Below are 26399 nucleotides of genomic sequence, written 5' to 3'. Positions count from 1 at the left end.
CCGGGAGATCATCAGCAATGATGACAACCTGACCTATGGCAATATCATCAGCGTCGTGACCGGAGATGACGAGAGCACACCCTCTCTGACAGACGATGGCATTGACGAACTCAGGCAGATGCTGACTGAGGCGCGTCGGTCAGCCGAAAAATGGCAGGAGTTCCTCGATTGCTTTGTCCTCGACGAAGAGATCGCCGCACGCGTCAAGACATATTCCCCGCGGTAGCAATCGGGCCGTTACGATAGGGACGATCCAGACCCGCCTCTTCCGCCAGCATCCAGCCGGTTTTGCGTTCAGCCCGAGATAAAAGCCCATCAATGAAGATCCCGGCGGTCTGCCTCTGCTCCACCCGTTTGAAGGCAGGGGCAATAAACGTCTTCACTTCTGCCAGTGCCCGCCGCCAATCAATCAGCGCACCCGTCCAGCTCGCAACCGACATGGCGTGACTCCTCTATCCGCTAATCAGCAGTAAGGAATCATGATTTGCCAAAATATGCAACTGTAGTATTAGTGCAATTTGCGTCGTGCATTAGAATGAACCTGACCTGCCACGGGTAATTTCCTCCAGGATGGATTAGAGTCCGGCCTATTAAAGGACGGACGCTTCTGAAATTCCGTGTCTGCGACAGAGGTCAGCCGCCTTTGCGCCAGCCTCCTGCTCACGCAGCACACCGATGATCTGCTCTTCGCTAAATCTCTGCTTCTTCATGCGTCCGTCCTTCGTCAGGCCGAACTCTAATCAATTTTGGAGGAAATTCGCAGTGGCAGGTCAAACCTACGACCTGATGCAACACCTATCGTTGAGCGTCAGAAGCGGCCATATGACTTTAGCTCGTTCCCGCCGATCCATCCAGTCAGATAGCTACAGTAACTAAAACGATAGCGAGACAGCGGTGAGGAATGTCGGAGAGGGATTGTGTTGATCAAGAAGCCAGACATGGTCTCCGGAGACGTCGCCCGAGATATCCGCAAAAAAATCATTCGGTCCGCTACGATACACAAAATGTTTGTGCCTCACGTTCTCGCCTGCGGTATAAGAAACCAGTAGAGCTCCCGTTCCTTCAGTCTGGATGGAAATCTTCAGGATGCTATTCGAATGACTCTGAGTAGGTAGTTTAATGAGAACTGGGTGCTTTGGACGTTCCCAACCATCAATCTCCAGTTTCATTTTATTAGGAACAGCTGGCCAGTAGGCCACCTTCTCCTGTCGCTCTTCAAATGTCTTACAAGCCCGTGCCATTTCAACATCCAGAAACGGATAAATAAGATAGCGCTCTGTAAACATGAACAAGACGACATCTGGTGCATAATCCCGCAGTAGCGCCGACAAGTTAGGAGGGCGACCTTCTACATTAACATGATGTGTCCTGTGGTACGTTTCTTTAAACGTCGAATTAAAATAGGGTGACAGAAGATCGCCAACTGAATCCCTTATAATCAGTGCCTTTAGGCCGGACGTAGAATTCTGGCACCGAGTGTCAACTGGCAGGTAGGAGACGTAAAGAAGCGAATTCGAGTTCTGATCCGACCAACCTTCTGAGGACCTCCGCATCTGAAAGTCCTTAAATGGATGCGAAAACACTGGATAAGAAAATACGTTGAGGCCTGGAACGCCAGTCAAACTCGTAGCCTCATTCCAGTCGTCGGAGGTCTCTATGCTCTCAATTTTCCCAGGATCGAAAAAGTCATGGTTTGGGAAGTGGCGTTTGAAGGAACTTGAGATCTCACGCCAAGCCAGATAAGCCCCGTAGCCGTTCCAGTGAGAATCGCGGGGGGAGTAAGTATCGGCAATTTTCCTACCTTCGCGCATAACTCCGCGTAGATCTAGAAAATCAAGCTGTTTTGATGATGCTGCACTGGCGATTTGATCATGGAGGCTCGTCTGCCCTGGTCGAAATTCAGGGATCTGGCTGGCAAAATCGCGATAGACCGACCATTTCGCTGGACCAACGGCAAAAATGGAGGGGATACCTCGTCGTTGACATTGATCAGAAATAAGCTCTGCGGTCTCGGCCCACTGCTCCGCGTGTCCCGTGACCGGTTGAAACGTACCGCAGGCTTGGCTGAAATCGTTGGCATATTTTTCGCCTAAGAAAAACCAACCATTCTCCAGAAAATAGCCTTCGTTTATGTCAAGGTCAACTTTTTCGGTCATTTAAGTACCACACAGCTCGCCAAACTTAGATCCTAAGCGCGGCCAAGAAACTTTCTCAACGAGCCCACTAGTCGCTAACGCTATTGGCTCGGCTTTACGCTTCAAGGAAAAAAGCCCCTAGCACGCCTCAAACTGAAAAAGGATCCTAGCTCTGACGCCATATGCGCTTTGAACAAGCACAGGCTGCTGGGAAACTCCACAACTGAGCGAGCTTCGAAGTCAGCACTCGTTAAGATCACTAGTTTACTGTTCAGCCGATCTTTAGATGCGATTTAAGAAAGTTTCCCCACCGCTTCTGTTTGGTGTGCAGGCGCATCCTTTCTATTAGTTTCGGTCTCTTTGCGTATCAGTTCCACGAATGCATTGCCCGAAGCCTGCCACTCCGTTTGTCTTGTAGACGCATCGTAGTCAGGATTGGGGTCTCTAATTTCGCTAACCCCCCAACGAACATAATGTATCAGTGGGTCAACATTCGCCGCAGCAACTTCCTTGTAGCGTTGCAGATAGAAAGCAGCATCGAACCGCGGATGAGGCTGGTGCCTTTGCATATCCCTGTTCTGCAGGTAGTGAACCAACGGATTTGCAATTTCATGACAGCCTTCGACCTGCTGCTCAATGTAGAATTTTGGATCGAATAGCGGATGAGGCGTCTGCAGGGCGCTCGCACCTCTCATGATGAAGTCGACCAGAGCATTCTCCTCGCGGATGGCATTGGAATGCATCTGGCGATAATACCTTTCATCGAAAAGCGGATGCGGATCTGCTCCGCTATTTGCGCCAAGAGTTACGTAATCAATCAGCGGATTGCCGATAGTCTCGACACCCTTTGATCGGCGCTGCTGCATATAATATTGTGTATCGAAAAGCGGATGAGGATTGCGCCGCTCTTTACCACCATAACGCACATAATGGTGTAGAGGGGAAAGGCCAGCGGCCATTACTTCCGGGTACAGTACACTGTAGTACTTTGCGTCGAACAAAGGATGAGTTTCTCTCAACTCCATTCCACCAAAGCGTATGAAATGGAGAAGCGGATTGATGCCTGCCCTCTCAACATCTGGGTAATTATTTAAATAGAACTCAACATTGAAGAGTGGGTGCGGATTTCTGCGTTCACCGGCGCCTTCTGTTATGAAATGCATCAAGGGATTTATCCCGCTGTTAGCGACATCGGGATTCGAAGCGAGATAATATTCGCTGTCGAACAGAAACAGCAGTTCGCGGCGATTATTCATATCGGAAAGAAGATAGATCCAAGCCTGACGCAAAAGCCCCTCGGAACCACCCACGATATCGTGCCCGCCTGAAGCCTCTTTTAGAAAATCAGCTATAATTTTTCCATCGTGTTCCAGCGATCCCAGCAATCGACTACTATTTTTACGAGCCTTGCCCAAGCCTCGCCAGTTGATTTTCGTTGTGCGCGGGATAGCCCCGCCGCTCTGCACGGTCTGCGCAGATATGATATGGTTTGCGTTAGCATCGCCGACCGCTATGGCACCAGTTGCATGGTCATGCCACCATTCCGATTTCCAACCGTCTCCATTCGCGCGATTCGACTCCGCCGTATGATCCAGCAGTGAGCCCGAGGCGTGCAGTCGTCGTAGCAGCGAATATTGCCAATTAAAGTCCCCGCCCAGGATGCTGGAAAGTTTCTGGAGCTTGTACTCTAAGGAAACGTAATTACGCTCGGCTTGAGCAGCACTCATTATATGTTGAGTGGTATAACCAGCGTCTTGCGCAGCGTAGGCAATTAGCCGCTCGAGAACGTGGGCCAGCCCGCCATCGACATGATGCGGCTCTGCATTGAAATCTTCCCAAGACCAGTTGTGAGCGAACAGCTTCCTCAAAGCCTTCGGTCTGAACCAAAACATGGTCCCGTAGGCGGCTACCGGCGTATCGTCATCAAATTTTACCGATATCGACAGCATCTTCGCGATCTTTTCAGCGCGCGGCCTATTTGCGAACCAAGAGTTTCCAAGAGTCGGGTAGGAGATGTGCACGATAGGTGGAATCGCGAGACCCACCCATGGTTGCTCGGCGAACATATCGAGTACGTTTTCCACATAACCACGGCTGTTCAGCAGGTTTTCTTCCATATGGCGCTTGAAGAGCAGGCTGCGTGAACTATCGACCTGTGGAGATTTCTTCGAATGCATGCGGCATACAAGATCGTAGCGATCGTCAAGAAAGAGGTCGCGGCAGGCTATGAAAAGCGCCGACATATCCCTGCCTCTGTTCTTTTCAAGAACGCGGACGATGACGTTCCTGATCTTAGGGCAGTCTGCGAGTACCGTCCTGATCTCGTCGGCTTTTGCCTCCGAATCCGTTGTCGCAATGAAATCAAAATTGCCTGAAATGTTTTCTGCTAGAGCAAGCAGATCAGAGGTCATATCTGTGTAGTAGATATGCGCGCAAACAGCAATGTTGCCATAAACGCGTTCCGTGTTAGCGATACGAACGTCTGGCAGTATGCTCATAAGAGCAGCATTCGTATTTAATGTCCGTAGATCGGCGGACCTTACGATGTTTTTCCATATGAGAGCTACGTCATAACCGGTCTTCTCCTTTATAATGCGGAGAGCTCTGGGGAGATCGATGCCATATTCTTCGTGAAACGTGTATGGATGAAAAAAAGGCCTGCGCTTCAATATAGGGCAGCGATCTTCGATCGTTTGATCTATATTTATGAAGCTAGGGTAATGAGAGTCGTAATCCAAATCGTCGCAATAGACAGCGAATGGAAACCCAAGTTTGCTAAAATGTTCCGTAAATTTGGATTCGTGACGAAGAATTGATTCGAAGTAATTGGTGATCACTGGCATGTCTTGCCAGTAGGAAACGAACTCGTTGCTCTGTAACAACGACTTCCGAACGGCAATGAAATGTGAGTTTATATGACGAGGCAGACGTCCTTCCCCGGTGAAGGGGTTGGGCACCATCTCTTTGTGGCTGGTGATCCCCCAAAAGCTCACTTCCCGCCCATCCATCTTGTCAAACATCTCTGACAGGGGATAAATGGGGCCATAGAACGTATGGTTGAATAAGATCAATTCGTCATATTTCGCGATCTCGCGGTACCCAATCTTCTCAATTGCAGCCTTGTAGGCGCCAACGTCGAATCCGGTATTCTCCCGCACGAATATCTCGCAGCCTGCCTGCTCCACTTGTTTTCGAGACTCAGCGTCGATTTCTCCGTTGGAGACAAGCAGGATTTTGCTGCAATGCTCTTTCATCTTCGAAAGAAGGTGGACCATGTAGCCGTCCACGATGCCCTTCTCGTCGTAGAAGAACGCAATCCCAAGTCGATTCATTATATCAATCTCTCTTGATAATTGTAGAGAATTTCGTTTGCGCAAAAGCCCATGCGGGCTGCGCGTCGCCTCATGGACTAAAGGATGTAGCGCGGCCTTCCTAGCGTAAAATTGCCTGGTTTCTTAAACAGGCGGTGCTTGAAAACAAGAGGGCTGCCTTGATTTAGCTAGCCATTGATTTCTCTATAAGCTCTTCTTCGCAGAGGACGGCGACAACATTTGACATCTTCTCTAAGAAGGGATCCGGACGCTGTTCTTCTTGTTGAGAAGGTTCAGATGCTAGGTCAGATTCTTCGGTTGCGTGCTTGAAGAACAACTTCATCACGTGATCTACCCCTTCCTCCCTCACGGAGCGAAGGTCTTCTGCAAAATAGCTTCCTCGTGAAAAGCTTCCCGTTATGATCTCGTAAGAAGGAAAATAAGCTACATTTCCATGAATTTGCGCTATTTCTTCCGCTGCGACGCGTAGGACGGATTTCGAATAGGTTGTCGCGGTAAGCACATGAGTGTCCGCCCTAGCCGTTGCAGCTAATGGCACTGGAGAGACGGTAAATATCACCTTGGCGGCAGGGTTGACGCGCCTTAGTTCGTGCAAGAACCAATTAAGATCAGAAATCACTTCTAACGCAGAGAAATTCCGGAACTCAAAGACGGATGGGTCGAAATTTCCACCCGCAACTCCGGGGCATACAGGAAAGACTGTTCCATCCCTGCGATCGATCCAGGTTTCCGTGAGTCCGAGTGTGAACACGAAGTAATCCAGTGTCTCGAACATTTTCCTAACGGCAAGCAAGTGCTGCCTGCGATCTGCCTGCATTTCCTCTCGACTAGAAAAGCCGCCGGGCTGAATTGCGGGCCTGAGCGGGTCTACAAAAGCATCATTGGTGGCATCGTGCCATGTGTCTTCCAGCGGGCTGAACTGTGAGAAAGCGCGTTGAAAGAGCTGCACTAACTGGCGGGCGGTATATATGTTTGCGTAGCGAGCGGAGTAAGTCCCGTAACCGAACTCCGCCTTAAGCTCTTCTGATCCCAGAGGGTGCCCATCTTCAACTACGTAGTACGTGTAGCCCGACGCCTTCAGACGCCTAGCGATATGTTGGGCGAAACAGCTGCCAGCTGTGGCCACGCGATCGGACCGGGTAAGCCTGAATGGAAACGTGCCAACAGGATCGACATCTTGCATGTCTACCGAAGCGACGGATCGGCTCCAGCGTGTGTGCTGGGGGAGGTTTTTATAAGGATGCTGGGACACGTGGAACCTTCCTACCTATTCGGAAAATCGAGTGTAAGATGCGATGGGTAGAGACTGAGCAAGCTGCTGCACGACGAGATTTCCGTACCAGGCATTTGCATGAGTTGCGTCTGGGCCATATCCGTTGCGGTGCATGTAGCCCTGCTTATCCAGTCCGTCTGTGGGTACGTTCAAGAATTCGATCCCTGATGCAGATGCAATCTCGTTCACCATTGCCGAGTGGAGCCGCCACATCTTCTTACGCAAAGGGCCAGAAATTATGTTCTGAGTGTTGGTGATGTAGGCGCCCAGGTGAGATCTGACATAATCATCGTCAGCATAAGGCGGACACGTTTCGAGTTGAGTAATGGTAGTACCTACAGCCATTCGAAAGCTTATCATCTGCCACACGTAGGGCATAATAAACGGTGTTAGTATCTTTTTGACGTAGGCCATAGGCAGGATTTCTGCATCAGAGTCGTTTGGAAGAGAAGTATCCTCCTTCAAGACGAAATCGAATGGCCGGCTGTGCTTTTCGAGTGACAACACGATATGTCCGTTGCCCCCCATCACCGAAATGTATCTGCGCGACATTCCCTCCGGGACAACGCGATCGATAGCGGCGAGCACGTCCGCATTGAACTTGATGCCCCCATTCCCATCCGGCATAGCGTAGTCGGTGCGGTTTGCCCAAACATCGTGGATAAAAAAATGTGCGCCGTTCTGTTGCGAATCGTAAGGGGCAACATCGCGTAAAGCGTCGTGAAGGGCCCCAACGTGACTGTGGCCTAAGATGATTATCGCCGTGTTTTCCATTATTTACCTTTCAGGAAGGCCAAGGGCACCAATTGTCGTCGCGGGATCGCTCATTCTTTTCGAGAGAAGTCAAACCGGTATCGTTGTGAACGTGGCCATACACTAGTCGAACCACTTCACTGCGGCAATAAACGCCGGTTTTTTTTTGAGAAATTTGGATCGCTGCGAAAAAGGGCAGGATGCCCGAAATCGGTCTAGTGCAGAGCAGCTCCTTGCTCTAATGCTGGGGCATCAATTTCGGAACAAACACGGGTCTGATAGCTCGAGGCGGAGCGCAAACCCAACGGTGGGGGAACTAGCATTGGGAAAGGTCTGTCTGATCACGGGCGGCGCCGGCTTTATTGGGCGATCCATTTCCGGTAGATTGACAAGCTGCTTTGATCGAGTTGTCGCGATAGACAATCTTCATCCACAAGTTCATCCGTTCGGGCAATCCCCCAGCATGCATCCTGCTGTAGAATTTATTGCAGGTGATGTTGTTCAGCGCGACATGTGGAGCTCGATTTTGGCGGATGTAAGCCCCTCCGTCATCATACATCTGGCGGCGGAAACCGGAACAGGGCAATCACTGACCGAGAGTTCCCGCCACGCCTCTGTCAACGTTTGCGGCACAACCGTAATGATGGACGCTCTCACACGAAGCGGTAAAATTCCGGAAAGAATTGTTTTAGCGTCAAGCCGTGCAGTCTACGGAGAAGGCGCATGGCAGGACACTAAGAGTGGCAGCATCGTCTCTCCGGGCCAGCGCTCGCGAGCGATGCTTGAGAAGGGGATATGGGATTTTCCAGGGATGCGTCCCCTGTTGCAAGTTGCCGGGGTTACGCCGACGAATCCAACTAGCGTTTATGGTGCGACCAAACTTGCCCAGGAGCATCTTCTCTCTGCTTGGTCTCAGGCATTCGGTGTCGAGCTCAATATACTTCGATTCCAGAACGTGTACGGGCCAGGCCAATCCCTTAAAAATCCATATACCGGCGTAGTATCGTTGTTCTTCACACTTGCGAGAAGGATGCAGCCAATCTCGGTCTTTGAGGATGGCGCGATCTCTCGCGATTTTGTATTTGTCGACGATGTAGTGGACTTGCTTCTCGAAGTTGCTGCGAACGGCGGAGGCGGCAGGCAGCCATACGACGTAGGCTCAGGAACCTCAACGTCGCTGCTGGAGCTGGCATATCTTGTTGCTGGTTGCTACGGAGCGCCTGACCCCAAGATTACCGGTGAATTTCGCAACGGAGACGTGAGGCATGCGTCTTGCGATATAGCCAGGGCTAAGGCCGATTATCCTTGGCAACCGCGCTGGACGATGGGCGACGGGGTCAAGGCCTTGGCCAGTTGGGTGGACGCCCAGTGAGAGGTGCGGAGTGAGTTCCCCTAGGAGATGACGATTGTTGCCGTCGAGTGGCTCACAAATTTTCTGCCGCCTACGGTGACGCCCACCAATCTCAAATTAAACGTGCCCCTTGGGATTTCCGAGGATGCTATTCGCGCAACGAATCCCGATCGCAGTCGCTGTTTGCTGCGCAAATGAGCCGCCACGTCCGGCCTCTCAGTCATCAGGCATTCGCTAACCAGTCGTGTATCGGAGCCTTCTAGCTGTAAAAGCATGGTTGCGAAAACGCTATCACGCCCCGGCGGAACTGCCCAACCTCGGACGACCAATTCACTAAGTTTGCCGTGAGAAAAGGAGAGCAAAGCGCCTCCTGGATTGGGTAGGCCGTTAAGCTCGTCGATTGTAACCGTCATTTTGCTGGCGGACCGATGCCAACGACGCAGGCGCGAAAGGAAGCGGCCTGATGGGCTATTGCCTGATTTAAGATATTCGGAAGCGACACGGGCCCGGACCAGCAGCGATATAGCCGCCGGCCGAGCTACTGGCTTTGCTCTCTCGGTATTTTCAACCAAGCTGGGGCGGGCAGTCGCCATTGGGTATCCCGCCGCTCCCCATCTTTCCAGCGCCTCGCAACTGTCGATGAAGTCTGCTCGCGGCATCAAAGAGAGCAGCTTTTGGAGCTTATACTCAAGCCGAACGTAGTTGGACTCCGCTTGTCTTTTAGTGGCAATCGCTTCAGAGCTGTACCCTGCGTCTTGCGCAACGTATCCATAAAGCCGCTCAATTGCGTGAGGCAGGTCACCATCGGCGTACATCGTGTCGGACTCAAAATCCTCCCAAGTCCACTCGTAAGCGAAGATCTTTTTCAACGCAGAGGGACGAAACCAAAACATACCGCCATACGGAGCCACAGGCGTTGCGTCATCGAACGTAACACGCAGATCTAACTTCCCCGCAATCTCCTGTGCGCGCTTCAGATTGCTGAACCAACCATGCCCCAAAGTTCCATAGTAGACGTGAATGGCCGGCGGAAACGCCATGCCAATGTGATCGTTATTCGCAAAAAGAGACATGACGTCTCTCACATAGGCTTCGCTACCAAGAAGATTTTCATAGAGGTGACGTTTGAAAAAGCTGGATCGGGCTCCGCCATCCTGGGGAGATTTCTTTCCGTGAATTCGGCAAACGAGATCATAGCGATCATCAAGGAACAGATCCCGACAGGCTATTAGTAGCGCGGACGTATCGGCACCGATATTTTTCTCGACTACGCGAACGATTATATTTTCAGAGCATATAAGAGGCTGATATTCAGAGATTCTACGAAGAATTTCGTCTTTTTTTTCCACCGTATCGGTCGTCAATATGAAATCGAATTTTAAATTGATATTTTTACAGTATTTTAATAAATCTTTGACAGTTTCTACGTAGTATATATGCGCGCATACGGCCATTTTCAACGTTGATACATCGGTTCTGTCTTTTGTATATCCTTCACCCAGAATAGACATCGTCGCGGCATTGGTGTGGAATACACGGAGTTGCTGCGTTCGAAGTATATTTTTCCGTATGAGATTTAAGTCGTAGTAATCCTGCCGTTCGATCTCCGACAATGCACGGGGTACGTCCAAGGCTAAGCGATCTGCAAGGGACGGATCAACAAACAATGAGCGTCGTTTAATGATTGGGCACTTCAGCTCAATCGCGCGATCGACTTCCTCGAACACCCCATAGTTACTGCTGAAATCACTGGGATCGATATACACACTGACCGCGTAACCGAGGTCCAAAAAGTGTTTCGTAAACTTCGTTTCGTGCAGGACTATTGATTGAGTATAGCTATGGATTTCGGGAAGCGTAGCCCAATATAGCTGAAATGCGTCGGATCGAAGTATTGATGAGCGTATCGCGATAAAATAGGAATTCAGATGAAAGGGTAAGACGCTTTCGCCCGTAAAGGGATTAGGTCGAAGTTCCTTGTGCGCGGTGATCCCCCAAAAGTCACATTGGCGCTCCTCCATGTCCGAGAACATGTCTTCTAATGGAAAGAGAGGGCCAAAAAACGTATGGTTAAGCAATATTAGTTCGTCAAAGCCAGCGAGGGCGTCGAAGCCTACATGGGCTAACGCTTCTTTGTAAGCGCCCACGTCATAGCCGACATTTTCTCTCAGAATAATTTCATCCGTTAAGCCAGCCAACGAATAGGCAGATCTTTGATCTATGTCGCCATTGATAACAACGACCAGTCTGCTGCAGAAATTACGGATCTCGGCCAGTAAATGCGTAAAATATTCATCAATCACGCCGCCGTCGTCGTAAAAGAATGCAATACATAGGCGATTGGGTGAGGCTACCATCGAGCGGCCTTTGTACTTGTGGGTTGCATTAGTGGTCTGGCCTGACACATGCCTTTGCATTCATCGCGCGTCAGCGACAGGTTCAGACCGTGCTGAGCCAATCTCGCGCGGATCGGCAGCGGTATTGACAAGCTTTTCGCGCTTTCATACCCCCAGGGTCAGTTATCTGTCTAGCAAGCTTGGTTTTATTCAGCGGTGGAGTGTCGCATTTGAAGTATCTGGTGACAGGTGGAGAAGGCTACGTCGGACGTCATGTCGTTAAATGGCTGGTGGCGAACGGTAACGATGTTATTGTCGCAACGCGACGAGATCAATCCTCGATCCCGGGCGCTAAAGTTATCAAGTTGGATATCCTTCAATCGACTCCGGCCATCTATGATGCATCGGGCAGACCAGATGTTCTCATCGATCTCGCCTGGGAAGACGGCTTTAAGCATGCAAGCCCAAAGCATCTTGGCAACCTTTCGAAACACATAGAATTCATTCACAATATGCTGGAAGGAGGTTTAAGGCATGTCGTGGGACTCGGGACTATGCACGAAATCGGCTATCATGTTGGACCTATTGATGAGTTCACTCCAACTTTTCCAATGAATGCCTACGGAATTGCGAAGGATCATCTGAGGCGGGTACAGGACCTTTATTGTAAGCAATTTGAAGCGGTCAACCAGTGGATAAGATGCTTTTACATCTATGGTGAGGACGAGCTGAATAATTCAATTTTTACAAAATTACTCGAGGCCGAAAAGAACGGCCACGCAGAATTTTCGCTGAACAGTGGTGAATTGCTTTATGATTTTATCGACGTAGCGGAGCTCGGCGCGCAAATCGGCAGCGTGGCAAGCCAGCGGGAGGTTACAGGCGTCATAAACTGCTGCTCAGGTGACCCGACGAGTCTGAAAAGTATGGTCCTCCGCTTCGTGGAAGACAGAAATATGCAGATTAAGCTAAATTGGGGTGGCTTCCCCTTGAGGACGTACGATTCGCGTGCAGTTTGGGGAGATCGGAAAAAACTCGATCAGGCCCTTCGCTCTGCGCAATCGTTTTCGAGCTAGGCTTGCTCCGTCAGTTGCGATCGGTTTGGCGGCGGAAACGTTGCCTTATACGAAATGCTCAGCCGATCGTAGCGAAGCGAGCGCTGGAACGCGCTATTTCGAGGTGCCAGTGATGCTTTGTCGACCGAGCGGATTGGTTGCATATGTCATCTGTGGAGCCGAAGGGCCTGACATAAGGACCGCACGCCGAAGAGTATTCAGATGGACCGCGTATTCGAACTAGATTGAATGACGTTCCAATTTCGTGCCGATGCTTGATTCATGAAAATGTCGATTTTTATGAAGAGAGACGAAAATTTCGCAGTGAGTAGGCGGATGATTGAGCGATACCGCTGCGGCAATCCATTTTGATCGCCCTGTGATGATGAATGGGGTCAGCGATGCGCAAGTCGTTCCGATTTACTGCTTGCCGGATTTTTGACGGCGACACTGTTAAACTCGTATCGCTAGGTTTATGTGATTTTGCGAAATAGAACCGTTTGGACACGAGTTCGGCAACTCGGCGTGATGGGGCGAGGCAGGAGCAATCATTGATCGATTTTCGCAGATCATTTCGTGCATGGTTGGAGGACCGATTACGTATTCCTGCCAGAGAGCAATTGAACTCTCCTCTTAATGAGGCGCGGATCCAGCGGGTAATCATCGTAGGGAAGTTTCCAAATCCCACGTATGAGTACTATTTTGCTGCTCGCCTCGCTGCGCGAGGCATGCCTAGATATGAGACAATTGATTTTAGGGACTTCAACGAGGCCTCGATCGAGCCTGCTGGAGTATTTCTAATATTTGTTCGTTATTCCACCAAGCCAATTATCAAGTGGGTGAACGCGAATCGTAGCAAGTTGGCAGGTGTGGGTGTGTTCTGGGATGACGACATTTCCGCTGTAATACTCGGACAGGATGCCACCGCCAGATACCGCTACAGGCTCTATCGAGATGCCGTCGCTCCCTTTAAATGTCTAAAGACCGCTTTGGATAAAGTTTGGGTGTCCACACCGCAGCTCGCGCAACAGCTTTCGCATCTTCGGCCTCGTGTACTGCCGCCTGCCCCATCTGATGAGATAATTCGACCAAGACCCAACCACAACAAAGTGACTAATGTAGCGGGCCACATATTGATAGCTTACCACGCTACTGACGTGCATGTTCAGGAGCACGCCTTCCTTTTTGACGTAATAAAAGTAGTTCTTGATGCTAGGCCAAACGTGAGCTTCGAGGTTTACGCAGGGAAAACGACGAGGAGCCTCTGGTGCAGCCTGAATTCAAGCAGAGTCTTCATAAAAGAGCATGTGTCCTGGCCTGCCTATCTCGAAGCAAATTCAGGGCGTTTCATCGATATCATGTTGGTTCCACTGGCTCCTCACCGCGCGAACGCCTCACGCTCAAGCACAAAACGCATAGATGTTGCAAGAGTGCACGCTGCAGGTCTTTTTAGCGACTGCGCTGCATACGAAGAGAAGGGCAAAGACGAGATCCTTGTCCCATTTGTGCGATCAACTTGGATCAACAGCCTCTTGGCTCTTATAGATCAACCCAAATTGAGAGTATCTGCTGCAAGTGCAACCAGAAAAAGAGTTGAGGAAATGATTGAACTCGGCGGCTTGGGGCTTGAGATCAAATAGCTTTTGTTGCTGTTGCGTCTAGCCTCATTTAGATATTGACCGGTCGGTGGCCTGGCGCAGTAGATTGAGCTTGTCGCGCGGGACCAATTCAAAACAGTGCGTGCCGCATCTGTTTGATTTGGAATGTAACGTCGAATAATTTGAGTGCGAATCGAACCTCGGAAGAGGGGCGATATCTTGCTCCAACTTGATACTGGATCCGTATTCCTCAAGTTTAAGGTTCCGGTCGGATAAAGGATCCGCGCTTGCTATTCGGAGTTGAGTTCGACGATGGCGATAATATTTCAGGGTATATCGTTCCCGATGGCCATTCCGACATCGCTTCGATAACCGTCACCGAAGGTGGTGAGTTCTCATTCACTATGCCGTGCAATGAACTACGCCCTTCAGTGCGAGATGCTCGTCGCCATGATACCGGCAAGGTGGGATTTCGGATTGACGGCTCAATCATCCCCGGCCTTGTTACCAAGCGAAACCTTGAGATACGAGACGCGAAAAGCGGGATACTCATATATAGGCGCCTGCCCTATATGCCGCCGGTTAACAAGAAAGTGATGAGGTTAGAAACGCAGATTATTCCTGCAGTGGCATTCGACCGCCACGTTTCCCCGCTGTTTCACTATGTTCAGGGTGGATTGGATCGGTTTGGTCATGAGACGGCACTTCAGTCCTTTCATCTCGCAGTCATGGCTTCCATATATCTCAGTGGTCGCATTATGATCCGTAACTACGAGGAGTTTTTCGAAAAAGATTTCCATTTCGTTGGTTTTTTCTATGATCCTTATTACGAAATGGCCTCGCGAATTTATATGATTAGCCGAATTAGCAAAACTAAGAATGTATTTCTTTCTGAAAGGGATATGATTACATTTTCGCCGGCTGCTGAATACTTCCAAGATATCGATCTTAGCGATCAAGACGATGTACGCCGCTTCTGTAAACGAATGCCAGCGAGAGTTCAGGACACGATGCGCTCTCCCTATGTGCGGCAGCTAGCATGCACGCAGCCTGAGCAACTGCCGGATAAAAGTTCGATCGCAAGCGCCATCGATATCTTATCAAGGTTCACGGTCGTCGGGCATATATCTAACACGCTTCCGTATCTCGATGCCGTTAGCGAGCTTTTGGAGGTGCCCTCCGACTATCTCAAGGCACCTGTCGCTTATTCACCCATTCAAGAGCTTGCAAACAATCTTAAGGAGATACTCGCTGTGGAACGACTTTTAGAAGAGGATCTTATTTTCGACCATTATCTAAGGCAGGCAATCAATTTACAAATCAGCTAACGTCAATGGCGTGGTCGCTGGTACCAATATCAGTCGGGCCCGTCAGGGCCGACTAACGGATACGATTGAGAGATATCATGCATGGCAAATCAGCAGAGGCAGAGTGACGATCCTATCGCAGTTCAGTCGACCGCGGAGCTGAAAGAGCCTAGCCGCCCATCGACACAAACGGGTATCGCTCGGCGCGTCCAAAAACTATTCGTCGCGCGTCGTAGATCTGAAGATCTGAGCGACCCAAGCGTCGAGCGGGATGCCAGCGTCGACATTGATGTTGCCCCTGAAACCAACAGCAAGCCGCCGCTACTTTTGGTCAGTTTTGTTCTGCTCGTTTTGCTGCCCTTCATCGCGAGTGGGCTATATCACGCTTTTATTGCTAGCGATCAGTTCATCTCTGAAGCGCGGTTTGCGGTTCGTTCGGTCGCGGCTGAAAGCGGAGAGAATGTGGACAGTGGTGTAATGTCAATGTCGACAGCGCCGCAGGACGCGTATGTTGTCACCAGTTTTATACATTCTACGGAGATCCTTAAGAGACTCTCGGGTAAAGTCGATTACGTGTCACTTTTTTCCGGAAGCGATGTCGACTTTCTCTCGCGTTTGGAAAGCAATTCATCGCAAGAAGAACTGCTGAAGTTCTGGGATCGCCAAATTCAGACATACATCGACGGGCCGTCCGGAATTATAACCCTTAAAGTACGCGCCTTCGACGCGGAGAACGCCAAACGGCTTGCGGCTTTGATTTTGGCCGAAAGCGACATTCTCGTCAACGAGCTGTCTCAACGGGCTAAAGCTGATATTATCAAGCGATCTCAGGAAGAAGTGCTCCGGACCGAGGAGAATTACAAGGCCACGCTTGCCGCATTGACCGAGTACCAGAGGTCCGCGGGAATATTCAATCCGAAGACACAAGCGTCTAGTACGGGTGAGTTGCTTGGTGCTGCTATGGCGAGAAGCCTAACCATCGAGAGTCGTATATTCGTGCTGAACTCTTCTGCTGCATCGGATTCGCCAGCCTATCGCCAGTTAGTTCAAGAAAAAGCAGCCGTGGAGGCGCAGATTGACAAACTCAAGGCTGAAATGACTGGTGGAGGAGAGGCAAATAATGATCTCTCCAACGCTTTAGCAAGATTTTCAGCGCTGGAAACCGATAGGGTGGTGGGAGAGAAGCTTTACGAGTCGGCTCGAGCGGGGCTCGCTGCCGCCCAGATTGAAGCACTCAAAAAGGCCATCTACCTGATTGTTTTTGTAGAGCCAGAGTTGCCCCAAGATTCGCTTTACCCGAACCGAGTGTCGTCACCTTTCATTCTGCTTCTGGTTATGTTCGTTGTATGGTGTACCTTGGTACTCGCATGGGCCTCAGTCGAAGACCATAGATTGTGAAGTGTCCGTGATGATCCGATTCAAAAATGTTTCCAAATTTTTCAAAACGGACAATCATAGGAAGATCATTTTAGATCGCGTAAGCGCTGAATTCGAAACTGGCTGCTCGTATGCGATCCTTGGTGTCAACGGCGCTGGAAAGTCGACGACTATGAGAATGATTGCGGGCACATCTCTTCCTAATTCCGGCAGCATCAAGATGGATCTCCGAGTCTCGTGGCCCCTTGGTTTTGCAGGCGGCTTCCATCCTTTGATGACTGGAAAAGATAATCTCAACTTTATCGCACGAGCATATGGTGAGGACGTGCGTAGAGTTTCCGGATTTGTGGAGGAATTTGCTGAGCTTGGCGACTACATTAATGCACCAGTGAGGACGTACTCTTCAGGTATGATGGCGCGGCTAGCCTTCGGGCTGTCGATGGCGATCGAATTTGACTGCTATCTGGTCGATGAGATCACGGCCGTGGGAGACGCACGTTTTCAAGAACGTTGTCGTGTTGCTTTCGATAGCCGGCGGAAAAATTCAGATGTGATCATGATCTCGCATAGCATGGACACTATTGCGTCCTACTGCAATCGCGGCATCGTGCTTGTAGATGGTCGAATGTTGTTTTTTAGCAAATTGGATGATGCAATTGAGACGTATTACCGATTGAACCGATGATCAACAATGATGACAGCAGCGTCTAACAATGGCGAATGACCCCAAGCAGATGAGCATCAGCAAGATTTCAGGATTGGACCGGAGCGAGTCCGTCTCGACATCATTGCGCGCGGCAGCCCGCAAGCTTCGCTTCTCAACTTCGAACAAGAGCGCTGTTTACAAGGCTGTCGGCCTCAGACCACGTCCGTTGACGCAGTGGTTTAGGGCCATCTTCATTCTTGTGACATTGCTGGTTCTGATCGTTCCCAATGTTGCAAGCGTTGTTTACCTCTGCTTTGTCGCGTCCGACCAGTATCAATCGGAAACGCGATTTACCGTGCGGACATCAACACCGGCATCCGGAAAAGACCAGTTCGCGAAAGTCACCGGGATACCTTCGGCAAAAATTGTACAAGATACTCAAATCGTAACCAGCTATCTTGCAAGTTACGACATGCTTACAACACTGGAAACGCAGATCAACCTGAGGTCTTATTACGATAGAGATGATGTTGACTATATCGCTCGATTGCCATCAGACGAAACGCGCGAAGGGTTGCTCGCATACTGGAAGAAGATGGCAAAATCAGAAATTGCAACTCCGAGCGGCGTCGTAACCATTAAGCTAAAGGCTTTTTCGAGTGCTGACGCCCAGGCTATCTTGCAGGCTGTGCTTGCGAAGCTTGAGCGGGTCGTAAACGATATGAACCTGCGCATATGGCGCGACGTCACGCAAGTCGCCGAAGATAATATGAATAAGGCAGCGAGCGACCTTAAGTCCACTAGAGAAAAGCTCCAGCTAGCGCAGAACCGATCGGGCGTCTTCACTATAGCCTCTTCAGAGCAGTCTCTATCTCGACTTATCACGAAGCTTGAGGCAGAGCGCTTATCGTTGCAGCAACGCTACGAAGTGAATGGCAAAGAGGTCGACAAAAATGCGCCTCAGATGCGGGTACTGGCTCGAGAAATCGCTAGCAAGACGGAGCAGATTGATGCGTTGCGTGGAAAGATGACCGGCACATCATCTGGACCGGATGGAGGCTTGTCATCAATTGCCTCTGATTTTTCGCAACTTCTCCTTGAGCAAGAAGTTGCCGAAAAACAGTTTGCAGCAAGTGTGAAAACGCTGGAACAGGTGCGTTTTTCAAGCAGGCAACAGTTAATGTACCTTGACCCTTTCGTGACCCCGACTCTTGCGGAGGAAGCTGAGTACCCTAAAAGGGTGCTTTGGATTTTTCTGGTATTTGCCGTAAGTGTTGGCAGTTGGGCCATTATCGCTGCGAGTCTTAAGACGTTGCATACCAAGCTCACTTGACCGAAGGCGAGGCAATATAATTTAATTGGTCGCTTAGCTGGCTGACCTTGGAGTTGTAATTCATAGGTTCTGAAAAGAGGCGCACGTCCTAATGGCCAAACTACCCACAGTGGCGGACCCTACCACCCTGTCATTCGCCGTGCGTCGTAAGGTCAATGTAATCCATGCAGTAATGCTTCGTGACATGAGAACACGGTATTTCAATCATGGCCTTGGCTTTTTGCTCGTCTCTGCCTGGCCTCTTTGTCACGCCCTGATTTTGATAGGACTTTACTCATTCACTGGGCGGATTGCGCCGTATGGTAACAGCCTTTTCGTGTTTTTCGGGACCGGTCTCGTTCCAACATTGGCATTTATGTACATCTCCCGTTTCATGTCGATTTCACTGCTTATGAACAAGCCGCTGATTTACTTTCCTTCCGTAAAAATGGTCGACATATTGATAGGCCGGGCTCTGCTTGAGGTGCTTGCTGCCTTCCTGACGGTGGCATTTATGTTTGGCATCGCTATGTCGTTAGGCGATGACCCATTTCCTCTTATTCCACTCGAAGCGGTTTACGCATTCTTGGCTTCCTTGTTTCTTGCTGTCGGAGTAGGAATTTTGTGTGGGGTCATTGTTATGTTTGCCTCCTTTTTTATGAATGTGTATTCGTTGTCCCTCATCGTTCTCTATCTTGCCTCAGGGACCATATTCACCGCCAGTGCGCTGCCGGAGCAGGTCGGGTATATGCTGTCATGGAACCCACTCTTGCATTGTGTTGAATGGATGCGGTTCGCATATTACGAGGGGTATGATGATCGTCTGCTCGATCGGAGCTACCTACTGGCATTCGCTTTGGCTGCACTTTGCCTCGGCCTTACGCTAGAGCGGCTACTACGTGGTAAAATGCTAGAAAGTTGATCGAAATGCCTCTCACGTTACAGCCTCTGAAGGACCTTTCAAGTCTCCCAGCCTGTCCAGGGCGGTCACAACCTTGGCAAACATGGCGCAGTGATGGAGATGACCCGATATTCATGCTTCGTTGGAAGCATCGCGAACGAGGTTATGTGCTTTTGAGGCTATCAGCTCTTGATGCGCCACTGGATCCTAAATTCTATTTGAAGCGTGGAAACAAGTATCGCGAAGAGAATGCTATCCCACCCCCGGAGAATACGCACTTCATATTCATCATTGACCGTAGTAAACGAGAACATCGCGGCGACCTGCGGTTCGATCCCTGCTCGTTCGTAACTTCATTCGAACTCGCTGCGGAAGAGTTCAACACGCGGCATGAGCTGGAAAGCGCAGTAGGTCGCTTTCTAAATGAGAATGCTGAAACCCATGTTCAGGAAGTCTCGTGGGAAGCGGAGAGCATGATTTCACGCTGGATTCGGCGCTTTAGGAAGACGTATGTTAAACAATCCGTCAAAAGTCATGCGCGCGCCCTATATCGCCAAGCAGGGATCGAGCTGGCTGATGTTGTGGCTATTGATGAGACTGCAATTTGGTTAAGCATTGTAACGCCAGTCTATAATACGCCACCACGGTATCTTGATGATCTGCTCGCCAGTTACTTGCAACAAGGTATCACAGGCACAGAGCTGATTTTAAGCGACGACGCATCCACTTCTCCAGCAACGATCGCATGGCTCGGTAATTGTATCAAAGCGGCATATCCTAACGTCCGTGTAGTTCGCTCCTTGAGCAACGGTGGCATATCGAAAGCAACCAATTTGGGGATATCGCAAGCAAAGGGAGCGTGGATTGGATTTCTTGACCACGACGACTTAATTGCTCCATCCGCACTGAAGAGTATATACAAAGGGCTATCGGACAATCCTGATGCAAAATTCCTCTATACGGACACTCTTTTAGTTGAACATAATCTGACTCCAAGAAGATATATTCTCAAGCCGGCCTTCGATCCCATTATGCTTACCGGCATGAATTACATCAATCATTTTTCGATTTTCCGCTCAGATCGAATAGCACGAACAGGTCTCCTGCGTTCGGATCTGGATGGGTCGCAAGATTACGACTTCTTGTTACGTTACCTTGAAGATTTAGACGACAGCGAAGTTCTGCATATGCCCTACCCCGCGTATTGGTGGCGCAGGCACAAAAAATCTTTCTCGCAACAGCACATGCAGGTTGCTACTGCCAACGCGCGTAAAGCGTTGGTAGATCATTTCTCTCGCCTTGGCCAAAGCGTAGTCGTCGGGCCGGCAGATACCGATACGTTTCACAAAGTGAATTTTGCGCCTGGAGCGAATACATCTCTGAAGGTATCGATAATAATACCGAATAGAAATTCATACGAGCTAATATCTTCTCTGCTTGAAGATTTGTACAAAAACACGAAATATTCAAATTTCGAAGTCATTATTGTTGATAACGGCTCCACCGATGAGCGTGTTTTGGAGACATACAAAAGCTATATTAGGGAGCATGGAAATTTTTTCTATGACATAACTGAAGAAGCCTTCAACTTTGCACGGTCGATCAACAAGGGAATCGCCAAGGCGAGCGGAGAACTGCTTCTCCTGCTCAATAATGATGTCGAAGTGATTGACCCCAATTGGCTAATTGAGATGGTCTCATGCTTCGAATATGAAAATGTCGGCATCGTAGGGGCAAAGCTACTCTATCCTGACGACACCCTTCAGCATGCAGGCGTGATTGTTGGCTTCGGCGGATTAGCTGGGCATTGGTACCACAGAAAACCGAAAGACTTTGGTGGGCACACCAATAGATTGCACGTCCGCAATGCAATGACTTGCGTCACTGCGGCGGTTATGATGGTTTCGCGCAACTGCGCTGAGGTCGTCGGAGCTTGGGACGAAGAGAATTTCGCCGTAGCTTACAATGACGTTGATTACTGTATAAGAGCCCATAATCAAGGTTTTAGAATTATTTGGACGCCGTTTTCCTGTTTATATCATCACGAATCTGTTTCTCGTGGATCGGATAGAAGTCCAGCGAACAGGGCACGTTTTGAGCGTGAGAAAGCGAATTTGAAACGCTTACACGGAACGGGTGCATATGCCGACCCTGCAAGCAACCCATTCTTCAGTGTGAACTCTTCAGAGCCCCAATTAAGGCTTTGCGAGCCGCTTCCAAAGACTCGTAGATGGTTTCGCTAATCTAGAGTGAGAAGCACGGCTGGAGGGTCCCACTGCGTCTGAGAATGGGCGGAGTTAGGTTTGAAGTCGATATGGAAAGCAGAATCGTAGCTACGTCGGTTGTCTTGCAGCATTTCATAACTTAGTAGACAGAGCTTAATGAGGGTGGGGCTTATCCGCCTAGGCAAAGAAAATGAGGTATCTATGAAGGGAATTATCCTGGCTGGCGGGAACGGCACACGGCTTCATCCGCTTACGCTCTCCATTTCAAAGCAATTGCTGCCGATCTACGACAAGCCCATGATCTACTATCCGCTTGGCGTGCTTATGTTGGCGGGAATAACGGAGATCCTTATCATCTCCACACCTAGGGACCTACCGGCCTTCAAGGACATGTTGGGAGATGGGAGCAATTTTGGAATTTCGCTGTCTTATGCCGAGCAGCCTCAGCCCAATGGGTTGGCAGAAGCCTTCATCATCGGATCTGATTTCATCGGAGACAGCCGCGTAGCCTTGATCCTTGGCGATAATATTTTCTATGGCGACGGACTCGCCGAGCATTGCAAAAGCGCTTCCGAGCGGTCTTCCGGCGCAACTGTATTTGCTTATCATGTTCAGGATCCAGAGCGCTACGGCGTCGTAGAATTCGCGGCAGGCAGCAACAAAGTAGTGTCCATTGAGGAAAAGCCCACGCAACCAAAGTCGAGTTGGGCGGTTACCGGTTTGTATTTTTACGACAACGATGTTGTACAGATCGCCAAATCTATAGTGCCGTCTGCACGCGGCGAGCTTGAAATCACGGATGTGAATAACGCTTATATGCAGCGCAACGATCTCGAAGTCGTGCTGCTGGGGCGAGGTTACGCATGGCTTGATACCGGCACTCACGACAGCCTTCATGAGGCGTCATCGTTCGTGCGGACGTTGGAGCATCGTCAAGGCGTGAAGATTATGTGCCCTGAAGAGATCGCTTACGAAATGGGTTATCTTTCAGCGGAAGCAATACTGGAGAGACTTAAGACAATGGGTAAGTCGGAATACACGGCGTATCTGCGTCGCCGGGTGTCGGGAGGCCCCAATGCTTGAAGTAAAAGAATTGGGCCTGCCCGGGGTTTTGGAGATAAAGCCCAAGAAATTCGGAGACCATCGCGGTTTTTTCTCTGAAACGTACAACGCTTCCAAATTGCTTGAACACAAAATTGACCTTACGTTCGTACAGGATAATCAGTCGTATTCAGCGAGCAGAGGGACGGTTCGCGGACTGCATTTTCAGATACCTCCACATGGGCAGGACAAGCTTGTACGTGTCATCAAGGGCAGCATCTTTGATGTGGCTGTTGACATTAGAAAGGGTTCACCGACGTTCGGTCAATGGGTTGGGCTCACTCTATCAGCGGATGAATGGAACCAGATCTTGGTTCCCAAAGGTTATGCGCACGGCTTCATGACGCTCGAAGATCATACCGAGGTCATTTATAAGGTAACGGATTACTATGCCGCCGACTGCGACCGTTCAATCCGTTATAACGATCCTGCTATAGGTATCAGTTGGCCGGAATTGGGGGGGGGGTACGAACTGTCCGAGAAGGACCAGAGGGCGCCTTTACTGAACGAAACCGACACCGGTTTCTCCTTTTAACAGGAAATGAACCAGATGAAGATTCTCGTCACCGGTGGCGCCGGCTTTATTGGCTCGGCTGTCTGTCGCCACCTTGTGCTTAATTCCGCCGATTACGTCGTCAATGTCGATAAGCTGACATACGCCGGAAATAGCCAATCTCTCGTCTCGCTCAACGGCTTGCCGAATTATAAGTTCTATCAAGCCGACATATGCGATGAGGAAAAGATCCTTGAAATCCTTTCTTCTGAAGGGATTGAGGCGATAATGCATCTCGCTGCGGAGAGTCATGTAGATAGATCGATCGACGGACCAGAAGTTTTTATCCAAACTAATGTGGTTGGCACCTTGAGGCTGCTCAATACAGCATTGCGCTACTGGCGATCACTGACGGGCGAGAAGAAGCAGGCGTTTCGATTCCATCACATTTCTACGGACGAGGTTTTTGGAGACCTTCCGTTCGATGGCGGTTTATTCACCGAAGAAACCCCGTATGACCCATCATCGCCATACTCTGCCTCGAAAGCATCCTCAGATCATCTGGTTAGGGCCTGGAACCGCACGTTTGGTCTCCCTGTCGTGATGTCGAACTGCTCAAATAATTACGGGGTCTTTCACTTCCCCGAAAAGCTCATACCTCTGGTGATACTGAACGCTCTCGCTGAGAAACCTCTTCCCGTTTATGGTGCTGGGGCAAATGTGCGTGATTGGTTGTTTGTTGAGGATCACGCTCGGGCGCTTGAGCTAGTGTTAAAACGCGGCAAAGATGGTGAGAGCTACAACATCGGAGGGAATTCGGAGCGGACGAACCTCAATGTTGTTAACACGATCTGTGAAATTCTGGATCTACGCCAACCGCGTTCAAATGGCGCCAGTTACAAAGAGCTTATCACCTTCGTAACCGACAGACCCGGCCATGACCGCCGCTACGCGATCGATGCTACAAAGATCCACCGAGAGCTTGGTTGGTCTCCAGAAGAAACTTTCGAGAGCGGTATCACTAAAACGATTGATTGGTACCTCGGTAATGATTGGTGGTGGCGTCCGTTACGCGAAAATACCTATGACGGTAAACGGCTTGGGCAGATCTAACTGCCGCAAATAAAGTGGCCAACGTATCCAAGTCGGCCACTGATTGTGAGAGATTGTGTGAGAGAAATTGAAATTGAAAAATATTTCCAATCCGCTCCGCATGAGGATTGACCCAGATAAAGGCTATCTTGGTAAAGATGGCTGGTTCTTTCTTGGTAATCGATATGATCGCGAAAGCGATCAAGCTCTCGGCAATCACGCGATAGATGATGCCGTGTCGGCCAGATGGGATCAAAGCCTAAGATATGCGGCCAAAGTTCTAGAGCGGCGTTCGTCGAAGCTGATAGTTTTCATAACACCCGCAAAATGGTCCATTTATCCAGATAAAGTTGACAGAAGAAAGTCTGCAGCACACCCTTCGTCGCCATTCCACCGTTTGAGGGAAAACCTTACCGGTTCGGAGGTGACTTTTGTCGACGCGACTGCCGCTTTGATAGAAGCGAGAAAAATCGCCGATACATTTTCTCCTCTCAATTCCCATTGGAATAATTTCGGGGGGCTAGTCGGGTGGAATGAACTGCGCAACGCGATTATTCAGTGCTGTCCAGAAATTTCTCTTCCCGAAGTACCCCGGTACGAATGTATAGAAACAGTAGATGACTTCAACGAAGCATTTAATATGGTTGGTCTAGAGGGCCGAAACCCATGGATGCGACCAGTATATGCCGAAGATCTACCTACCTATGACTACCTTCTTCCAGGCTATGTTAGGTCGGTTCAACGGGGTGAACGTGAGATCGACCTAACGGAGCTTCCAGTCATAACCGAATGCTCGAGCACCCCAAATCGTGCTCGAGCCCTATTACTTAGAGACTCCACAGGAAATCAAATCTCGCCTTTTATCCAGACGGGATTTCGCCGAGTACTTCAACAACAACATAACTATGAGCAGGAGCGAAGTTTCACAAACGTTCTTGGCCCAGTTAAGTTGTTCAACCCTGACGTCGTCATTTTTTTGATGACAGAGCGTTATCTTATTTATAATTTTCTCGATGCAGAATATTGGAAGGATGCTAACGATTTCGATTTGGCTATAGCGGGCGAAACGTACATTTGGCCGCGAGAACTGCAAAGACAATCCATAGAAGTGTTCTTCGGTGAGAAGTTTGAATCACCAGAAGGCCTCAAATTGCCAAATAATGACGGACGAAAACGACACGCCAATATCACGCTTAATTGCAAGACAATAAGTTCTATACAGGTGAAAACTGCAAGTCCAGGGGCGGGATACGCCCGCTCGTTCCCAGTAAACGCAGGTATCAATGAGATATTTTTTACGCTTGAAGCCGATATGGTTGCGAGCGAAATTATCTTATCGGCTCCGATCGATTATTCTATCACTCGTATCGAAATTCGCTGCGCATAACATGATCCTTGCGTTCTGCTTTGGCCTCGAAAAATCCACACCCAACCCTTTTGGACCCGCAATGGTTGATGGATCGCGAAAAATATGCAGAAATCCATTTGCGAAGGCATTCGGGTTGACGCGATCGGATCTGTGAATTCCATAAAATTCCTATGTTAAAGCTACTTCGCCGGACACTGAATTTCATCTTCTTTGGGCCAGCCGATTCAACTCGCTTAGCCCCTTTGAACGATTCGCAGAAATTTCAGCTTGAACAGTATCGTATGCGTCTGATTTCCGACGGTGAATGGCAGGACTTATTAGAACGAGACCCAATTTTGTCTGAGCATTTTCGCTTCCACCACCCTGACAAGAACCCGTGACATTCCGGCCTTGATCGACTAGGGGGCGCTGCAAGGTTTATTTGGGCCTGTCGAGAATAGCGCGGCGCACTATCACTAACTTTGGCAGAATTGTTTTTAGTGTTCGGAAGCGAATTCGGCAGGTAACGGCCCGATTGCTACCGCGGGGAATATGTCTTGACGCGTGCGGCGATCTCTTCGTCGAGGACAAAGCAATCGAGGAACTCCTGCCATTTTTCGGCTGACCGACGCGCCTCCGTCAGCATCTGCCTGAGTTCGTCAATGCCATCGTCTGTCAGAGAGGGTGTGCTCTCGTCATCTCCGGTCACGACGCTGATGATATTGCCATAGGTCAGGTTGTCATCATTGCTGATGATCTCCCGG

At 49.7% G+C, this 26399-nt stretch carries 20 protein-coding genes and 2 pseudogenes; 14 read left to right on the top strand and 8 right to left on the bottom strand.

What is annotated here, in order from left to right; genetic code table 11:
* On the top strand, window positions 1-226 hold a 226-nt coding region (locus tag ACFFP0_RS30630; RefSeq protein ID WP_377265999.1), incomplete at its 5' end, for a hypothetical protein.
* A gap of 13 nt (window positions 227-239) precedes the next feature.
* Here the strand turns inward: ACFFP0_RS30630 and ACFFP0_RS30625 are convergent.
* From ACFFP0_RS30625 to ACFFP0_RS30600, 6 genes and pseudogenes are all read right to left on the bottom strand, one after another.
* Window positions 240-440, bottom strand: a pseudogene (locus ACFFP0_RS30625) (IS701 family transposase); the annotation flags it as partial.
* 159 nt (window positions 441-599) lie between these two features.
* Window positions 600-710: pseudogene (locus ACFFP0_RS30620) on the bottom strand (transposase); the annotation flags it as partial.
* A gap of 162 nt (window positions 711-872) precedes the next feature.
* A complete protein-coding gene (locus tag ACFFP0_RS30615; protein WP_377266019.1) occupies window positions 873-2156 on the bottom strand; it encodes an alginate O-acetyltransferase AlgX-related protein in 1284 nt (427 codons plus the stop codon).
* 272 nt (window positions 2157-2428) lie between these two features.
* Complete coding sequence (locus ACFFP0_RS30610) at window positions 2429-5467, bottom strand: rhamnan synthesis F family protein (protein WP_377266018.1); 3039 nt, start codon at window positions 5465-5467, stop codon at window positions 2429-2431.
* Window positions 5468-5630: 163 nt separating this feature from the next.
* Complete coding sequence (locus ACFFP0_RS30605; RefSeq protein ID WP_377266016.1) at window positions 5631-6719, bottom strand: GSCFA domain-containing protein; 1089 nt, start codon at window positions 6717-6719, stop codon at window positions 5631-5633.
* 15 nt (window positions 6720-6734) lie between these two features.
* Window positions 6735-7514 carry a hypothetical protein gene (locus ACFFP0_RS30600; protein ID WP_377266015.1) on the bottom strand — a complete coding sequence of 260 codons (780 nt, stop codon included), beginning with the start codon at window positions 7512-7514 and terminating at the stop codon, window positions 6735-6737.
* A gap of 301 nt (window positions 7515-7815) precedes the next feature.
* Here ACFFP0_RS30600 and ACFFP0_RS30595 point away from each other — a divergent pair, with 301 nt between their 5' ends.
* Window positions 7816-8865, top strand: a complete 1050-nt coding sequence (locus tag ACFFP0_RS30595) for an NAD-dependent epimerase/dehydratase family protein (protein WP_377266014.1) — start codon at window positions 7816-7818, stop codon at window positions 8863-8865.
* 20 nt (window positions 8866-8885) lie between these two features.
* Here the strand turns inward: ACFFP0_RS30595 and ACFFP0_RS30590 are convergent, their stop codons facing one another.
* Complete coding sequence (locus ACFFP0_RS30590) at window positions 8886-11201, bottom strand: rhamnan synthesis F family protein (protein ID WP_377266013.1); 2316 nt, start codon at window positions 11199-11201, stop codon at window positions 8886-8888.
* 209 nt (window positions 11202-11410) lie between these two features.
* Between ACFFP0_RS30590 and ACFFP0_RS30585 the strand changes: the two genes are divergently transcribed.
* From ACFFP0_RS30585 to ACFFP0_RS30530, 12 genes are all read left to right on the top strand, one after another.
* Entirely contained in the window at window positions 11411-12256 is an 846-nt protein-coding gene (locus ACFFP0_RS30585) for an NAD-dependent epimerase/dehydratase family protein (protein ID WP_377266012.1), read from the top strand.
* 530 nt (window positions 12257-12786) lie between these two features.
* The gene (locus ACFFP0_RS30580) at window positions 12787-13875 is read left to right on the top strand and encodes a hypothetical protein (RefSeq protein ID WP_377266011.1); all 1089 of its coding nucleotides are present in this window, start codon (window positions 12787-12789) and stop codon (window positions 13873-13875) included.
* A 245-nt stretch (window positions 13876-14120) separates the two neighbouring features.
* The gene (locus tag ACFFP0_RS30575; RefSeq protein ID WP_377266009.1) at window positions 14121-15161 is read left to right on the top strand and encodes a hypothetical protein; all 1041 of its coding nucleotides are present in this window, start codon (window positions 14121-14123) and stop codon (window positions 15159-15161) included.
* Between the two features lie 81 nt (window positions 15162-15242).
* Entirely contained in the window at window positions 15243-16538 is a 1296-nt protein-coding gene (locus ACFFP0_RS30570; RefSeq protein ID WP_377266008.1) for a KpsE/RkpR family capsule polysaccharide export protein, read from the top strand.
* A gap of 10 nt (window positions 16539-16548) precedes the next feature.
* Window positions 16549-17202: an ABC transporter ATP-binding protein gene (locus ACFFP0_RS30565; RefSeq protein ID WP_377266007.1), complete on the top strand. Its 654-nt coding sequence runs from the start codon at window positions 16549-16551 to the stop codon at window positions 17200-17202.
* A 28-nt stretch (window positions 17203-17230) separates the two neighbouring features.
* Window positions 17231-18496 (top strand): KpsE/RkpR family capsule polysaccharide export protein, encoded by a 1266-nt coding sequence (locus ACFFP0_RS30560; protein ID WP_377266006.1) that lies wholly within the window; start codon window positions 17231-17233, stop codon window positions 18494-18496.
* 91 nt (window positions 18497-18587) lie between these two features.
* Window positions 18588-19397 carry an ABC transporter permease gene (locus ACFFP0_RS30555; protein ID WP_377266005.1) on the top strand — a complete coding sequence of 270 codons (810 nt, stop codon included), beginning with the start codon at window positions 18588-18590 and terminating at the stop codon, window positions 19395-19397.
* Window positions 19398-19510: 113 nt separating this feature from the next.
* Complete coding sequence (locus ACFFP0_RS30550; protein ID WP_377266004.1) at window positions 19511-21619, top strand: glycosyltransferase family 2 protein; 2109 nt, start codon at window positions 19511-19513, stop codon at window positions 21617-21619.
* Window positions 21620-21802: 183 nt separating this feature from the next.
* On the top strand, window positions 21803-22684 hold the full coding sequence (rfbA, locus tag ACFFP0_RS30545; protein WP_377266003.1) for a glucose-1-phosphate thymidylyltransferase RfbA: 882 nt from the start codon (window positions 21803-21805) through the stop codon (window positions 22682-22684).
* Window positions 22677-23237 (top strand): dTDP-4-dehydrorhamnose 3,5-epimerase, encoded by a 561-nt coding sequence (gene rfbC / locus ACFFP0_RS30540; RefSeq protein WP_377266002.1) that lies wholly within the window; start codon window positions 22677-22679, stop codon window positions 23235-23237. The genes rfbA and rfbC overlap by 8 nt, the downstream gene beginning before the upstream one ends.
* A 15-nt stretch (window positions 23238-23252) precedes the next feature.
* Window positions 23253-24308: a dTDP-glucose 4,6-dehydratase gene (rfbB, locus tag ACFFP0_RS30535; protein ID WP_377266001.1), complete on the top strand. Its 1056-nt coding sequence runs from the start codon at window positions 23253-23255 to the stop codon at window positions 24306-24308.
* A gap of 73 nt (window positions 24309-24381) precedes the next feature.
* Window positions 24382-25674 (top strand): alginate O-acetyltransferase AlgX-related protein, encoded by a 1293-nt coding sequence (locus ACFFP0_RS30530; protein WP_377266000.1) that lies wholly within the window; start codon window positions 24382-24384, stop codon window positions 25672-25674.
* 499 nt (window positions 25675-26173) lie between these two features.
* Here ACFFP0_RS30530 and ACFFP0_RS30525 read toward each other — a convergent pair.
* Window positions 26174-26399: hypothetical protein (locus ACFFP0_RS30525; protein WP_377265999.1), on the bottom strand; the 226-nt coding region annotated here is incomplete at its 5' end.

The organism is Neorhizobium puerariae (assembly GCF_042429745.1).
In the GTDB taxonomy this organism is placed as follows: domain Bacteria; phylum Pseudomonadota; class Alphaproteobacteria; order Rhizobiales; family Rhizobiaceae; genus Neorhizobium; species Neorhizobium puerariae.
Note: the sequence above shows the minus strand (reverse complement) of the source record. Positions and strands in the feature narration are given on the sequence as shown.